At 69.5% G+C, this 14,273-nt stretch carries 12 protein-coding genes; 2 read left to right on the top strand and 10 right to left on the bottom strand.

Annotated elements, in window-relative coordinates; translation table 11 throughout:
* Nucleotides 1-198: 198 nt before the first annotated feature.
* The 4 genes from gatB to AC06G6_RS05925 all read right to left on the bottom strand — a co-directional run bounded on the left by gatB (nt 199) and on the right by AC06G6_RS05925 (nt 5,254).
* Entirely contained in the window at nt 199-1,704 is a 1,506-nt protein-coding gene (gatB, locus tag AC06G6_RS05940; protein WP_479827266.1) for an Asp-tRNA(Asn)/Glu-tRNA(Gln) amidotransferase subunit GatB, read from the bottom strand.
* Nucleotides 1,704-3,299 carry an Asp-tRNA(Asn)/Glu-tRNA(Gln) amidotransferase subunit GatA gene (gatA, locus tag AC06G6_RS05935; RefSeq protein ID WP_479827264.1) on the bottom strand — a complete coding sequence of 532 codons (1,596 nt, stop codon included), beginning with the start codon at nt 3,297-3,299 and terminating at the stop codon, nt 1,704-1,706. The genes gatB and gatA overlap by 1 nt, the downstream gene beginning before the upstream one ends.
* A gap of 4 nt (nt 3,300-3,303) precedes the next feature.
* Entirely contained in the window at nt 3,304-3,600 is a 297-nt protein-coding gene (gene gatC / locus AC06G6_RS05930; protein WP_056432749.1) for an Asp-tRNA(Asn)/Glu-tRNA(Gln) amidotransferase subunit GatC, read from the bottom strand.
* A 163-nt stretch (nt 3,601-3,763) separates the two neighbouring features.
* On the bottom strand, nt 3,764-5,254 hold the full coding sequence (locus AC06G6_RS05925; protein ID WP_479828553.1) for a CitMHS family transporter: 1,491 nt from the start codon (nt 5,252-5,254) through the stop codon (nt 3,764-3,766).
* 158 nt (nt 5,255-5,412) lie between these two features.
* Here AC06G6_RS05925 and AC06G6_RS05920 point away from each other — a divergent pair, with 158 nt between their 5' ends.
* Both AC06G6_RS05920 and AC06G6_RS05915 read left to right on the top strand, forming a co-directional pair.
* The gene (locus AC06G6_RS05920) at nt 5,413-7,179 is read left to right on the top strand and encodes a sensor histidine kinase (protein WP_479827261.1); all 1,767 of its coding nucleotides are present in this window, start codon (nt 5,413-5,415) and stop codon (nt 7,177-7,179) included.
* Nucleotides 7,172-7,843, top strand: a complete 672-nt coding sequence (locus tag AC06G6_RS05915) for a response regulator (protein ID WP_479827259.1) — start codon at nt 7,172-7,174, stop codon at nt 7,841-7,843. Before AC06G6_RS05920 ends, AC06G6_RS05915 begins: the two co-directional genes overlap by 8 nt.
* Nucleotides 7,844-7,868: 25 nt before the next feature.
* On the opposite strand, the gene AC06G6_RS05910 is transcribed toward AC06G6_RS05915, so the two are convergent.
* From AC06G6_RS05910 to AC06G6_RS05885, 6 genes are all read right to left on the bottom strand, one after another.
* Nucleotides 7,869-8,252: a RidA family protein gene (locus AC06G6_RS05910; RefSeq protein ID WP_479827257.1), complete on the bottom strand. Its 384-nt coding sequence runs from the start codon at nt 8,250-8,252 to the stop codon at nt 7,869-7,871.
* Nucleotides 8,253-8,353: 101 nt separating this feature from the next.
* Nucleotides 8,354-8,875, bottom strand: coding sequence for a hypothetical protein (locus tag AC06G6_RS05905; RefSeq protein WP_479827255.1), 522 nt, complete (start codon nt 8,873-8,875; stop codon nt 8,354-8,356).
* Nucleotides 8,876-8,980: 105 nt separating this feature from the next.
* Nucleotides 8,981-9,484 carry a GNAT family N-acetyltransferase gene (locus AC06G6_RS05900; RefSeq protein ID WP_479827253.1) on the bottom strand — a complete coding sequence of 168 codons (504 nt, stop codon included), beginning with the start codon at nt 9,482-9,484 and terminating at the stop codon, nt 8,981-8,983.
* Nucleotides 9,485-9,648: 164 nt separating this feature from the next.
* A complete protein-coding gene (locus tag AC06G6_RS05895; protein WP_479827251.1) occupies nt 9,649-10,488 on the bottom strand; it encodes an inositol monophosphatase family protein in 840 nt (279 codons plus the stop codon).
* Complete coding sequence (gene ligA, locus AC06G6_RS05890; protein ID WP_479827249.1) at nt 10,485-12,785, bottom strand: NAD-dependent DNA ligase LigA; 2,301 nt, start codon at nt 12,783-12,785, stop codon at nt 10,485-10,487. The genes AC06G6_RS05895 and ligA overlap by 4 nt, the downstream gene beginning before the upstream one ends.
* Before the next feature lie 36 nt (nt 12,786-12,821).
* Nucleotides 12,822-14,141 (bottom strand): LssY C-terminal domain-containing protein, encoded by a 1,320-nt coding sequence (locus AC06G6_RS05885; RefSeq protein WP_479827247.1) that lies wholly within the window; start codon nt 14,139-14,141, stop codon nt 12,822-12,824.
* Between the last annotated feature and the right edge of the window lie 132 nt (nt 14,142-14,273).

The following is a 14,273-nucleotide window of genomic DNA, read 5'->3' as shown; positions in this document are numbered from 1 at the left end:
TTCGCCATCCGGTGCGCTGTGGAACCGCCATTGGTTCGCCCTTCCCCCGGGCCGGCCTGTCACCGGAACCTCGGGCACCAGCATAGGGCCGGAGCGGCCGGCTGAACATAGCCCCCGTTAACCCAAGTAGCTCGCAGCAGGGGCCGTTCTGAGCGCTCAGAACGGACCCTGCTGCGAGCCAGTTGGGCTTGGCGGGACCTAGCCTTCGACGCCGAGGCGCTGCAGGATCAGCTCGCGGACGCGGCCGGCGTCGGCCTGCCCGCGGGTGGCCTTCATGACGCCGCCGACGATCGCGCCGATCGCCTGGACTTTGCCGCCGCGGATCTTGTCCGCGACGCCGGGCTGCGCCGCGAGGGCCGCGTCGATGGCTTCGAGCAGGGGTCCGTCGTCGGAGACCACGGCCAGGCCCCGCTTCGCCACGATTTCCGCCGGGGTGCCTTCGCCGGCGAGCACGCCGTCGAGGACCTCGGTGGCCATCTTGTTGTTGATTTTGCCGTCCTCGACCATCGTGTTCAGTTCCACGATGGTCGCCGGGGCGACGCCGAGCTGGCCGGGATCGACGTCGGCGATCTTGGCCCGTCCGACGATTTCGCCCATCCACCACTTGCGGGCCACGGTGGCGGTGGCGCCGGCGGCAATGGTTTCCTCGATCTCGTCCATGACGCCGGCGTTGACGACGTCGCGGAATTCCAGGTCGGAGTAGCCCCAGTCGGCCTGCAGCCGCTTCCGGCGGGCGGCCGGCGGCTCGGGCAGCGTGGCCCGGAGTTCCTCGACCCATTCGCGGGAGGCGACGATCGGCACCAGGTCCGGTTCCGGGAAGTAGCGGTAGTCGTCGGCGTCGGACTTGGGCCGGCCCGAGGTCGTGGAGCGGGTGTCCTCGTGCCAGTGGCGGGTCTCCTGAATGACCGGCTCGCCGGAGTCCAGCACGGCGGCGTGCCGCCGGATCTCGTAGTGGACGGCGTGTTCGACGGCGCGCAGCGAGTTGACGTTCTTCGTCTCGGAGCGGATGCCGAAGCGTTCGCGGCCGTGCGGGCGGAGCGAGACGTTGGCGTCGCAGCGGACGTTGCCGCGTTCCATCTTGGCGTCCGAGACGCCGAGGTTCTTGACGATCTCGCGGACCGCGGCGACGTAGGCCTTGGCGAGCTCGGGCGCGCGGCTGCCGGCGCCCTCGATCGGCTTGGTGACGATCTCGACGAGAGGCACGCCGGAGCGGTTGTAGTCCACGAGGGAGTAGTCCGCACCCTGGATGCGGCCGGTGGCGCCGCCCATGTGGGTCAGCTTGCCGGCGTCCTCCTCCATGTGCGCGCGCTCAATTTCGACGCGGAACACGGTGCCGTCGGAGAGCTCGATGTCCAGGTAGCCGTCGTACGCGATGGGCTCGTCGTACTGGGAGGTCTGGAAGTTCTTCGGGGTGTCCGGGTAGAAGTAGTTCTTCCGGGCGAAGCGGCATTTCTCGGCGATCTTGCAGTTGAGCGCCAGGCCGATCTTGATCGAGGACTCGATCGCGGTCCGGTTCACCACCGGCAGCACGCCGGGCATGCCCAGGTCCACCTCGTTGACGTTGGTGTTGGGCTCGTCGCCGAACACGTTCGGGGCGGAGGAGAACATCTTCGTCTTGGTGTTGAGCTCCACGTGGACCTCGAAGCCCAGGACGGGATCGTACTTCTCCATCGCCTCTTCGAAGCTGAGGGTTGCGTCAGACATTAGTGGGAACCTCCGTGGCTCGCGACGGTGTCGTTAAGGGCGGGGCCTGTCAGGGACGGGTCCGTCAGGGACGGGTCCGTCAGGGACGGGGCCTTGTCCAGCAGCGGGCCGCCCCACTGGGCCTCGAGCAGGGATTCCAGCACCGCGCCGACGCGGTAGAGCCGGGCGTCCTGGCGGGCCGGGGCCAGCAACTGGACGCCGACCGGCAGTCCGTCCTCGTCGGCCAGCCCGCCGGGCAGGGAGAGCCCGGGGACACCGGCCATGTTGGCGGGGATGGTGGCGACGTCGTTGAGGTACATCGCCAGTGGGTCGTTGAGCTTCTCGCCGAGCTTGAACGCCGTGGTCGGCGCCGTCGGGGAAATGAGCACGTCGGCCTTGGCGAACGCGGCGTCGAAGTCGCGCTGGATCAGGGTGCGCACCTTCTGGGCCGAGCCGTAGTAGGCGTCGTAGTAGCCGGCGCTCAGGGCGTAGGTGCCGAGGATGATGCGGCGTTTGACCTCGTCGCCGAAGCCGGCGGCGCGGGTGGCACCCATGACGCGTTCAATCGTCATCGGGCCGTCTTCGGGCAGCACGCGCAGGCCGTACCGGACGCCGTCGAACTTGGCCAGGTTGGAGGAGGCCTCCGAGGGCATGATCAGGTAGTAGGCGCCCAGGGCGTACTTGAAGTTGGGGCAGGACACCTCCACGATTTCGGCGCCGGCACCCTTGAGCAGCTCGAGGGATTCGTTGAAGCGGTTCTCGACGCCGGTCTGGTAGCCCTCGCCGTGGAGTTCCTTGATGATGCCGATCTTCATGCCGCGCACGTTGCCGATCGACGCGGCGGCGACGAGGTCTTCCAGCGGGTCCGGCAGCGAGGTGGAGTCGTGCGGGTCGTGCCCGCCGATGACCTGGTGCAGCAGGGCGGAGTCCAGCACGGTGCGCGAGACGGGGCCGATCTGGTCCAGCGAGGAGGCCATCGCGATCGCGCCGTAGCGGGATACGCCGCCGTAGGTGGGCTTCACGCCGACCGTGCCGGTGACGGCGCCGGGCTGGCGGATGGAGCCGCCGGTGTCGGTGCCGAGGGCCAGCGGGGCTTCGAAGGCCGCGACGGCGGCGGCGGACCCGCCGCCGGAGCCGCCGGGGATCCGGTCCAGGTCCCAGGGGTTGTGGGTGGGGCCGAAGGCGGAGTGCTCGGTGGAAGAGCCCATCGCGAATTCGTCCAGGTTGGTCTTGCCCAGGATCGGCATCTTCGCGGCGCGCAGCCGCTTGACCACGGTGGCGTCGTAGGGGCTGTGCCAGCCTTCGAGGATTTTCGAGCCGGCCGTGGTGGGCTGGCCGACGGTGACGATCAGGTCCTTGACGGCGATCGGCACCCCGGCGAGGGCGTGCAGTTCCTGTGCCGCGGCGCCGCCGGCGGCGCGGATCGCGTCGACCTCGGCGGCGACGGCGAGCGCCTCGTCCGTGTTGACGTGCAGGAAGGCGTGGACCTTGCCGTCGACGGCGGCGATTCGGTCCAGGTGCGCCTGGGTGACCTCGACGGCGGAGACTTCGCGGGCGGCCAGCTTGCCGGCGAGCGTCGCGGCGGAGGAGCGGATCAGTTCGTTGTTCTCAGTCATGTTCTTAGCCCTCATCCAGGATTGCCGGGACCTTGAAGCGGCCTTCGTACGCGTCCGGGGCGCCGGAGAGTGCCTGCTCGGCGGTGAAAGTGTGGCCCACGACGTCCTCGCGGAACACGTTCGTCAGCGGGATCGGGTGGGACGTGGCCGGGACGTCATCACCGGCGGCTTCACTGACGGATTTCACTGAATCGACGATGACGGCGAGTTCGCCGGCCATCCTGTCGAGCTCTTCAGCACTCATCTCGATGTGCGCGAGACGCGCGAGATGCGCGACGTCGTCGCGGTTGATCGCAGCCATGGATCTCCCCTGCAAGTTCGGATTATTTTCCGTCCCAGTCTACGTGGGTTCGCCTGCCGTTACTTCCCGGCGGACCCCTGCGGCAAGGGCGTTAACGCCGAAGTGACAGTTCGCGCCGATGTTTTGGGAAAACACCGGCGCGAACTGTCACCTCGCGGGTTTGTTAGCCGATGCCGATGGCTCCGGTCAGTACTCCCACGGCGAGCATGACCAGGGAGATGACGGCGGTGCGCCAGAGGACCTTCTTGTGGTGGTCGCCCAGGTCCACCTTGGCGAGGGACACGAGGAGCAGGATCGCGGGGACCAGCGGGCTCTGCAGGTGGAACGGCTGGCCGGTGATCGAGGCCCGGGCCATGTCCGCGGCGCTGACGCCGTAGTGTGCCGCGGTCTCGCTGAGGACCGGCAGGACGCCGAAGTAGAAGGCGTCGTTGCTCATGAAGAACGTCATCGGGATACTCAGCACACCGGTGATGATGGCCATGAACGGGCCCATGTCGGCCGGGATGATCGCCACGAGCCATTCGGACATGGCCTTGACCATGCCGGTGCCGTTCAGGACGCCGGTCAGGACGGCTGCAGCCATGACCATGCTGACGACGGCGACGATCGAGGGTGCGTGGGCGATCAGCTGGGCGCTCTGTTCCTTGACGTTCGGGAAGTTGACCAGCAGGGCGATGGCGGAACCCACCATAAAGACGTACGGGAGCGGAACAACGTTGGCAACGAGCGTCACCATGACTGCCACCGTCAGGCCGAGGTTGAACCAGAACAGCTTGGGCCGCAGGGTGGAGCGGTTGGGGTCCAGCGCGGTGTCGGCCATGGCCGAATCGCGGTCGTCGACGAGGTCCTCGGGGCGTTCCAGGACGGCGACGGAGGATCCTCCGGTGGCGGGGCTTCCGACGGTGGAAACTCCCCCGGCGGGGGCTGAGCCCTTGCCGCCGGAACCGAAGCGGCCGGTGCGGCTGCCGCCGGTGGCGGTGCCGCCGTCGAACGTGCCGCCGTCGAACGTACCAGCCGGGTCCCAGATCTCCGGGGCGACGGCGCGGAGCCGGTTGCGCTCCTGCAGGCCCAGGAGCCAGGCGAAGACGAACACGACCACGAGGCCGGCGACCAGCGAGGGGATCATCGGAACGAAGACGTCGTTGACGTCGAGCTTCAGCGCGGTTGCGGCACGGGCGGTGGGGCCGCCCCATGGCAGGATGTTCATGGTGCCGTTGGCGAGGCCCGCCACGCAGGTCAGGACGACGGGGCTCATCTTGAGGCGCAGATAGACCGGCAGCATGGCCGCGGTGGTGAGGATGAAGGTGGTGGAGCCGTCGCCGTCGAGCGATACCGCGGCGGCGAGGATGGCCGTGCCGAGGACCACCTTGGCGGGGTCGTTGCCGAGCTTGCGCAGGATCAACCGGACCAGCGGGTCGAAGAGCCCGACGTCGATCATCAGGCCGAAGTAGATGATGGCGAACATCAGCAGGGCTGCCGTGGACGTCATCGACTTCATCGAGTCCATGACCATCGGGCCGATGCCGAGGCCTGCGCCGGCGAAGAGTCCGAAGACGGTGGGGACGATGATGAGCGCCAGCACGGGCGTCAGCTTCTTTGTCATGATCAGCACCATGAATACCGCGATCATGGCGAATCCTAGTAATACCAGCACGGCCGGCTCCTTCTTCATTGAATCGCACCACCCCGGTGTGATGCGTACTACAGACGTTAGAGTGGCGTCCGTCACGGCTGGGTCTTTGCCTCATTTGATTGGCATACTGCTTATTGGACGCATTTTGCGCATTGTGCTCACACCGAAGGAGGACCGCCGTGCCACGATTGACCCGCCGGTCTCCCCTGCGGTTCTCCACCCAGACCCTGCTGCTGCAGCTGGGCGTCGTGGCGCTGGTGGTGCTGCTGACGAGCGCTGTCCACGGCTGGCTCACCTACGACCGGCTGGGGCGCGAGGCCGAAAACCAGGCCCTGACGCTGGCCCGGACCGTGGCCTCGGACCCTGAGGTCCGCGTCGAGGTGCAGCAGATCAGCGCCCGGCCCGGCACTCCCCCGGCCGCGGAACTGCTCGCCGGGCCGCTGATGGCCGCCGCCGAGGGTGCCCGCGCCCGCACCGGCGCCCTGTTCGTGGTCATCACCGACGAGGCCGGCCTGCGGCTCGCGCACCCCGATCCGGAGCGGCTCGGCGAACGGGTCAGCACGGACCCGACCGAGGCCCTGGCCGGCAAGGAAGTCACCACCCGGAACACCGGCACCCTGGGCCCCTCCGCCGGGGCCAAGGTTCCGGTGTTCGCCCCGGGCTCGGACGCCGTCGTGGGTGAGGTCAGTGTGGGCTACTCCACGGAATCCATCAGCCAGAGTCTCTCCCGGGACATCGTCCCGATCGCCCTGATCGCGGCCGGCGCCCTGCTGGTCGGTGTGCTCGCCTCCTTCCTGCTCCGGAGCCGGCTCCAGCGGCTGACCCTGGGCCTGGAGCCGGAGGAAATCAGCACCCTGGTCCACGACCAGGTCGCGGTCCTGCAGGGCGTCGACGACGGCGTGATCGGCGTCGCGGCGGACGGCCGGATCAGCGTGTTCAACTCCGCGGCCCAGCGCCTGCTGGGTCAGCCCGATCTCACCGGGACGCCGTGGGCCGACGCCCCGGTGCCCGCCCAGCTGCCCGCCCTGACCCGGGCCGACGCCGCCGAAGGCGACGCGGTGGAACTGGTCGCCGGCGGGCGCGTGCTGGTGGCGAGCGCCCGGAAGGCGCTGCACGGCCGCGAGGACCTGGGCTGGGTGGTGATGCTGCGGGACCGGACCGAGCTCCAGCAGCTGACCCGCCAGCTGGACGCGGTGGGCACCATGTCCACCGCGCTGCGGGCCCAGCGGCACGAGTTCGCCAACCAGCTCCACACCATCGCCGGCTTCATGAGCATCGGCCAGCACCAGCAGGCCCGCGACTACCTGGCCCGGCTGGCCGCCACGGGGCCGCTGAAGTTCCCCGTGGACCAGGCCGAGCTGCTCCAGGACCCGTACCTGCAGGCCTTCCTCGGCGCCAAGGGCGTGGAAGCGGACGAACGCGGCGTGACCCTGCGGCTCGGCCCGGAAACCCTCGTCCGGGGCCAGGTCACCGAGCCGCAGGAAGTCACTACGGTCCTGGGCAACCTGATCGACAACGCGGTGAACGCCGCCGTCGCGGGCTCCGCGCCGGCGCGCTGGGTCGAGGTGGAAGTGCTCGACGAGCCCGGCACCGGGGGCAGCGGCGGGACGCTGCTGATCGTCGTCGGGGATTCCGGCGACGGACTGCCGGCCGCCGGGGCCGGCGGTGCCGCCACATCCGGTGCGGACGCGGTGTTCGCGGAAGGATTCACGACGTCGGAGCGCCCGGCCCGGGCGGGGGCCGGGCACGGACTGGGCCTCGCGCTGGCCCGGCAGCTGGCGCGCCGCCGCGGCGGGGACGTGAAGGTGCTGGACCCCGGCTCCCCCGGCGGACCCGGCGCGGTGTTCATGGCGACCCTGCCGGGGACGACGGCGCCCAATGCGACGGCGCGCAATGAGACGGCGCGCAATGCGACGGCGCCCAACGAAAGGGACAACGATGTCTGAGGATTTCCGGGTGCTGATCGTCGACGACGATTTCCACGTCGCCAAGCTGCATGCGGCCTATGTGGACTCGGTGGCGGGGTTCCTCGCGCTGCCCCCGGCCGGCTCGGCGTCGCTGGCGCTGCAGGCCATCCACAGCCTGCGCCCGGACCTGGTGCTGCTGGACGTCTACCTGCCGGACGCGTCGGGCCTGGACCTGCTGCACCAGCTGGACGTGGACACGATGATCCTGAGCGCCGCCGCGGACACGGCCTCGCTCCGGCTCGCGTTCCGGCGCGGGGCGCTGGGCTATCTGCTCAAGCCGTTCACGGCCGAGTCGCTGTCCCAGCAGCTGCGCTCCTATGCGCGCTACCGCCGGATCCTTGCCCAGCCGGGGAACGTCACGCAGGACACGGTGGAACGGGCCAAGCGCGCACTGATCCCCGGGGACGTCATTCCCTCGGCCAAGCCCCGGTCCGCCACGGAAGCCGCCGTGCTGGAATCGCTGGTGCCGGGCGAGCAGTACTCGGCGGCCGAGGTCGCCACCCGCGTGGGTGTCTCCCGGGCTACCGCCCAGCGGTACCTCTCAGCGCTGGCCGACGACGGCGCCGTCGACATCCAGCTGCGTTACGGCACCACCGGCCGGCCCGAGCACCGGTACGGCCTGCCGCCGTCAGCAGGCGCCTGATCCGCGGCCCCACAGCAACGCGGAGTCAGCGGGTGCTTTTCTGGGCGACGAGTTCGATTTCGACCAGCATCTTGGGATCCAGGAACGGCAGCACGTGGACCAGGGCCAGGGTGGGGCGGATCTCGCCGAAGACTTCACCGTGGGCGCGTCCGGCTTCCTCCCACTGGCTGATGTCCGTCAGGTACAACTTGGACTGCACCACGTCGGCGAAGCCGAAGCCGGCGTCGGCCAGGACGGTGCCGAGCTTGTCGAGGATGTAGCGGGTCTGGGTGTAGAAGTCCTCCCCGACGACGCCGTCCTCGCCGCTAGCGGCCGTGGCAGAGATGTAAAGGGTGTTGTCCACCTGGACGGCCCGGGAGTAGCCGACCTTCTGTTCCCAAACGGAACCGGTGCCGAATGTCTTGCGCATGGAGGTGCCTTTCGCAGTGTGCCGTGGAGTCGGCACCACTTTAGGGCGGCGGGCGGCGCTGCCGGTAAACCGGCGCAAATATGTCGGCCGGGCGTCCCGGGTCAGGTGGTGATGTCCCGGTTCTTGCGGAAGGCGTTGCTGCGGGCGTGCTCGTGGACGCGGCTGAGGGCCTCGATCTGGGACCGGGCATCGTCGCCAAATTTCCTGAAGGTCGCCGGGTCGAGTCCGAGCTCGGGGGCCAGCTCTTCCAGGGTCTGCCAGCCGCCGAGCTTTCCCAGGATCGCGGCGCGCATCAGCTCGGCCTCCAGCACCATGGTCATCGGGGACCGCCGCACAATCCGCCCGTTCAGCTTGAGCCGGCCGGCGTGCTCGGCAAGCCACGCGGCCGCCTGGCGGTGCGGGCGCCGCCGCACGCCCAGATCCCGGATCAGGCCGGAGAGCACGTCGCGTTCCCGGGTGATTTCAGCACTGACCCGGGACAGCTCCGCGGCCACCGGGGTGTCGGCGAAGGCCTCGGCCATGCGCTGGATCCGGGAGACGCCGGCGGTGGCTCCGGTCAGGTGGTCCGAGAGGTACAGACCGAGGAGCTTCTCGTCGATTGAGCCGGGGATGTGCGGTGCCATGGATCCTCCAGGTTGAGCGTTTCGATTGTCCCAAACCCTACCCCAACGGAGGCGGCGGCCCTCGGGTTCCTGGCGCCCGGGGGCCGTCCGGGGCCTCCGGCGGACCTACAGCTCCTGGCGGTAGACCAGCAGCCGGATGTCGGTGTCCGGCACGATCCAGTCACGCTCGGGCGCCCGCTGGAAGCCGGTCTTCTGGTAGAGCCCGTGGGCGCTTTCCCAGGTCAGGCCCGTGGTCAGCGCCACGGCGTTGATTCCGGGCAGCGACCGGGCATGGTCCAGGATGGCGTGGACCATGGCTTTGCCGGCACCGCTGCGCTGCACGGCCGGGTCCACGACGAGCATCCGGAATTCCAGCTCGTCGGCCTCGGCGATGTCAGCGTAGGGTTCCCCGGCGACGGCGAGGGTCACGGAGCCGATGACGCTTCCCGCGCGTTCCGCCACCCAGATGGTGGCCTTCGCGGCCCGCCGGGCCACGTCCTGGATCTGCCGCATGTACGGGTGGTCGGCGCTCTCGAAGTAGCCTGCGGCCAGATAGGCGTCCCGGGTGATGCGCGCGATGGCGTCGTAGTCGGCCGGAACTGCGGGGCGGATGAGGATCTGAGGATGCACCTGTCCATGGTACGGGCGGGCTCCCGCGCCGGATCACGGAACAGCGGTTTCCGTGACTGAACTATCAGAACGGCGCTGCCCAAGGGCCGGGTCCGACGCGCCGCCCGCCAGGGCCGGATCCCAGGCGCTGTCACTAAGGGCCGGGTCAGACACTAGGGGCCGGGTCAAAGCGGGAACTTGCCGGAGAGTTCCAGCGTCCCTGCGCAGGTCCAGGCCGCGAGGCGCTCGTCGTCGGAGGGGCCGCCGTCCAGCGGGCTGGTCAGCCGCGGACGGCGCACCCAGCAGCCGGCCTCCTCGGCGATGAGGGCGCCGGCGGCGAAGTCGTGTTCGTTCAGGCCCCGTTCACCGTAGGCGTCGTGGGTGCCGTCCGCCACGAGGCAGAGGTCCAGGGCGGCGGAGCCGAGCCGGCGGACGTCGGCGAAGCCGTCCATGATGCTGCCCAGACCGGCCGCCTGTTCTGCACGCACGTCCGGGTCGTAGCTGAACCCGGTGGCCAGGATCTGCCCGGCGCGCCCCGCAACCGGCCCGAACAGCTGCGTCAGCCGGCCGTCTTCCTCGAGCCAGGCGCCCTGCCCGCGGAGCGCGTAGTACCTCCGGCCCAGCGCCGGGGCGTGCACGACGCCGGCCAGCCAGACGCCGTCGGGGTCCGCCACGGCGACGGAGGTGCCGTAGTAGACGATGTTGCGGATGAAGTTGGTGGTCCCGTCGAGCGGGTCGATGGACCAGCGGTAGCCGCTGGGCGACGCCGGAAGGACGGTGCCGCCTTCCTCGCCGGTGATGGTGTCGAACGGCCTCGCCGCGGTGATGACGTCGCGGACGGCGGTTTCCGCGGCCAGGTCGAACGCGGTCACCCAGTCCCCGGAGTCGCCCTTGTTGGTGACCTCCAGCCCTGCCGTCTTCCGGCCGGCCAGCACTGCAGCCCCGGCCGCCGCCGCCCGTTGTGCGAGTTCCAGCAGCGCGGCCGGCAGGGAACCGGCGGACGGTTCGGCGGTGCCGGCGCTCATTCGGCCACGACTTCCTGGTGGTCCTCTTCGGCGTCCTCGATGGCTCCGTCGCCGGCGTCGTCCCGGTCCACGGCGGCTACGGGTTCCGCGGGACTTCCCGCGGGACCGGCGGCGCCGTCCGCCGGGCCGTTGGCCAGCAGCGCCCGAAAGCCGTCCTCGTCCAGGACCGGCACGCCGAGCTGTTCGGCCTTGTCCAGCTTGGTGCCCGCGTTCTCGCCGGCCACGACGTAGTCCGTCTTCTTCGAAACCGAGCCGGAGGCCTTGCCGCCGCGGGTCAGGATGGCTTCCTTCGCCTCGTCCCGGCTGAAGCCCTCCAGGCTGCCGGTCACCACGATGGTCAGTCCCTCCAGGGTCCGGGGCGTGGACTCGTCGCGATCGTCCTCCATCCGGACGCCGTCGGCCGCCCAGGTGTCGACGATCTCGCGGTGCCAGTCCTCGGTGAACCATTCGGTCAGGGCCGCGGCGATCACCGGCCCGACGCCGTCGACGTGGGCGAGCTCCTCCTCGGAGGCCTGCCGGATGTTGTCCATGCTGCCGAAGGCCGTCGCGAGGGCGCGGGAGGCCCGCGGGCCGACGTGCCGGATGGAGAGCGCCACGAGGACCCGCCAGAGCGGCTGGGTCTTGGCCTTCTCCAGCTCGCGGAACAGCTTCTCCGTGGTGGCCGTCGGCTTGGACGGGGTCTTGGCGGTGCCCTTGCTGAAGAAGTACGGCACCAGCTCGAACTCTCCGGTGGCCACGCCCTTGGAGCGCTTTTCCCGCCGGATGCGGACATCGGCGAGGTCCGCGGGGGTCAGCCGGAACAGGTTCGCCTCGGTGGTCAGCGGCGGGGTTTCCGGCTCGGCCGGCTGGGTCAGGGCGATGGCGGCTTCCCAGCCGAGGGCCTCGATGTCGAAGGCGCCGCGTCCGGCGAGGTGGAACACGCGTTCGCGCAGCTGCGCCGGGCAGGAGCGGGCGTTGGGGCAGCGGATGTCCACGTCCCCCTCCTTGGCCGGCGCCAGCGGGGTGCCGCAGGCGGGGCATTCGGTGGGCATAACGAAGTCCCGGACCGGCGGATCCTGCTGCTCGCGCAGGGCCAGGACCGGTCCGACGATCTCCGGGATGACGTCCCCGGCCTTGCGCAGCACCACAATGTCGCCGATTTTGACGCCCTTGGCCTTGACGACTTCCTGGTTGTGCAGGGTGGCCATCTCCACGGTGGAGCCGGCCACCTTGACGGGCTCCATCACCCCGTACGGGGTGACGCGGCCGGTGCGGCCCACGTTGACGGCGATGTCCAGCAGCTTGGTGTGCACTTCCTCGGGCGGGTACTTGTAGGCGACGGCCCAGCGCGGAACCCGGGAGGTGTAGCCGAGCGCGCGCTGGGTGGCGAAGTCGTCGACCTTGACCACGATGCCGTCGATCTCGTGGGTGAGGCTGTGGCGTTTGTCGCCGTAGCGGGTGATGAATTCCAGCACGTCCTTCAGCCCGGGCAGGACCTCGAAGTACGGGCTGGTGGGCAGACCCCATTCGGCGAGCCGGCGGTAGGTCTCCGACTGGCTGGCCGTGTCGAGTCCCTCGCGGGCGCCGATGCCGTGCACGTACATCCGGAGCGGCCGCTTGGCGGTTTCCGCCGGGTCCTTCTGGCGCAGCGAGCCGGCGGCGGCGTTGCGGGGGTTGGCCAGCGGTGCCTTGCCGGCCTCGATCAGCGCCTCGTTGAATTCCGCGAAGGCCTGCGACGGGATAAAGACCTCGCCGCGGACTTCCATCTCGGCCGGGAAGCCCTCCCCGCGCAGCTGCTGCGGGATTTCCTTGATGGTGAGGACGTTGTGGGTGATGTCCTCGCCCGTGGTGCCGTCGCCGCGGGTGGCGGCCCGGATCAGCACGCCGTCGCGGTAGAGCAGGTTGACGGCGAGCCCGTCGATCTTGAGTTCGGTGAGCCAGGCCGGGGTCCCGTTGCCGAGCCTGGCGATGTTCGCTTCCGCCTTGGCGATCCACGCCTCCAGCTCCTCGAGGGAGAAGACGTCCTCCAGGCTGTACATCCGCTGCAGGTGTTCGACGGCGGTAAAGGCGGCGGAGACCTCGCCGCCCACCTCCTGGGTCGGGGAATCGTTGGCCACCAGTTCCGGGTGCATGGCCTCGATGGTTTCCAGCCGCCGGTAGAGCTCGTCGAACTCGGCGTCCGAAATGATCGGCGCGTCCTCCTGGTAGTACGCGAAGCGGTGCTTGCGGACCTCCTCGACGAGGTCCTCGTACTCTTCGCGGACGGCCTCGGAGGGGGTGGATGTGCCGGCTTCTGCCGCAGTGTTAGCTGTGCTCACAGACCTATCCTGCCCTAGATCGCCGACATTGTCCGGTCAGGTGCGTGTGCCCGGGACGCCCGCGCGGGGGGCCTTCGCCTGCGCGGCGGTGTGCTGGCCGTTCCGGCGCGCAAAGTCGCGGGACCGCTGGCTCGACAGGGCAATAATCAGGAGGATGTCCAGCGAGAGTCCCACCAGGTTGGTCGCAAAAGTGACTCCCGGGCCGCCGTTGAGGACGGCGATCCATTGGGTCACGATGGCGGCAGCACTCAGGAACATGGCCGCCAGCCGGGACCGGTTGCCGCCGCGAAGAATGAACCAGGCCAGCAGCATTTCGGTGATCCCGAAGGCGGCGAGGACCACAGCGACGTGCGGTAAGAGGCCGTCGGCGTCGATCTCGGCCACCACCGCGGGACTCCCGGCGAGCAGGCCGGCGGCGAGCGCGAGGGCTGCCACGCCGCGCAGGACCACGAGGACGCCGCCGAACAGCGTCGGTGCCGGCCGGTGGTGCCGGCGGTCCGCCGCCGCCGGCACGATCGTTCCGGGCTGGGGCGTGAGTCTCGTGAGGTCGACGACGGGCAGGTCGCCGTCGGTCGATATGCTGTCCCCGCCGCCGTTGCGGGCGTGGTATCCGGTCGAAAAGTCCGGGATAACGCGAACCTCGACGTCGGGTGCGCCCTGTTGAAGCGAAGCCAGCACGTAGTCCCGTTCCTGGTCGATGTTTTCCTCGATTTTGTGCGTGATCTGGAGTGTAAACAGCGACAGCCCCACCGAACGGTCATAGGTGCCTGCGGCAAGCCAGTCGACCTTGACCCCGCCGGGCAGGACCCACCCCGGCGGGCAGCGCCAGAAGCGGATGTGATGGCGCCTCCCCGGGTTCCCGTCGACTTCCTGCTGGTACGCGAAGTCCTGCTGCCGGCCGAAAAGGAACAGCGGGCTGACCGGGGCCTCGTTGTAGCTGCGCCGTGTCAGTGTGGCGGTGACGATCCGTCGGCTGCTGGCCAGATCGACGTCGTCCGCCAAGGTCCAGCCGGCCTGGTGCATGGCCGAATGGAGTTGCTCCGCTGAGCCAAGCAGCGCCACATTGACGGGGTCTCCGAGCAGCCCGTCGCTGGTTCGGGCCCGGCCGATGAAATAGTCGGGCAGGTAGATCCGGGTCAGGATCCGGTGCAGCCGCGGCAGGACCAGATACGCCAGGGCAGCCCAGAAGACAACCGAGAACCAGAGGTGGTCCCAGTGGAGGCTCTCGTCAAAGAGGATCGTGGCGAGCCAGACGGCGGCCAACCCGCTGAACGCGAAAAACGCGGTGTCCAGGACACTGCCGCTGTCCTGGACCGCGCCATCGGTCGCGTCTACCCGATTCGTCGCGTCGGCCATACACAGACATTACAAGACTGGCGCCCCAGCACGCCCGGCCCGCCCATTCCCGCTGGATCATCCCCGTTGCCCTATCAGTTTTGGTCCTTCTGAGGGCCCAGTAGCAACCACAAGTGATAGGGCAACGGGGGG

This window comes from Arthrobacter sp. CJL-S3 (genome assembly GCF_056711635.1).
The sequence above is the reverse complement of the archived record's forward strand: the minus strand, read 5'-3'. Positions and strand labels throughout refer to the sequence as shown.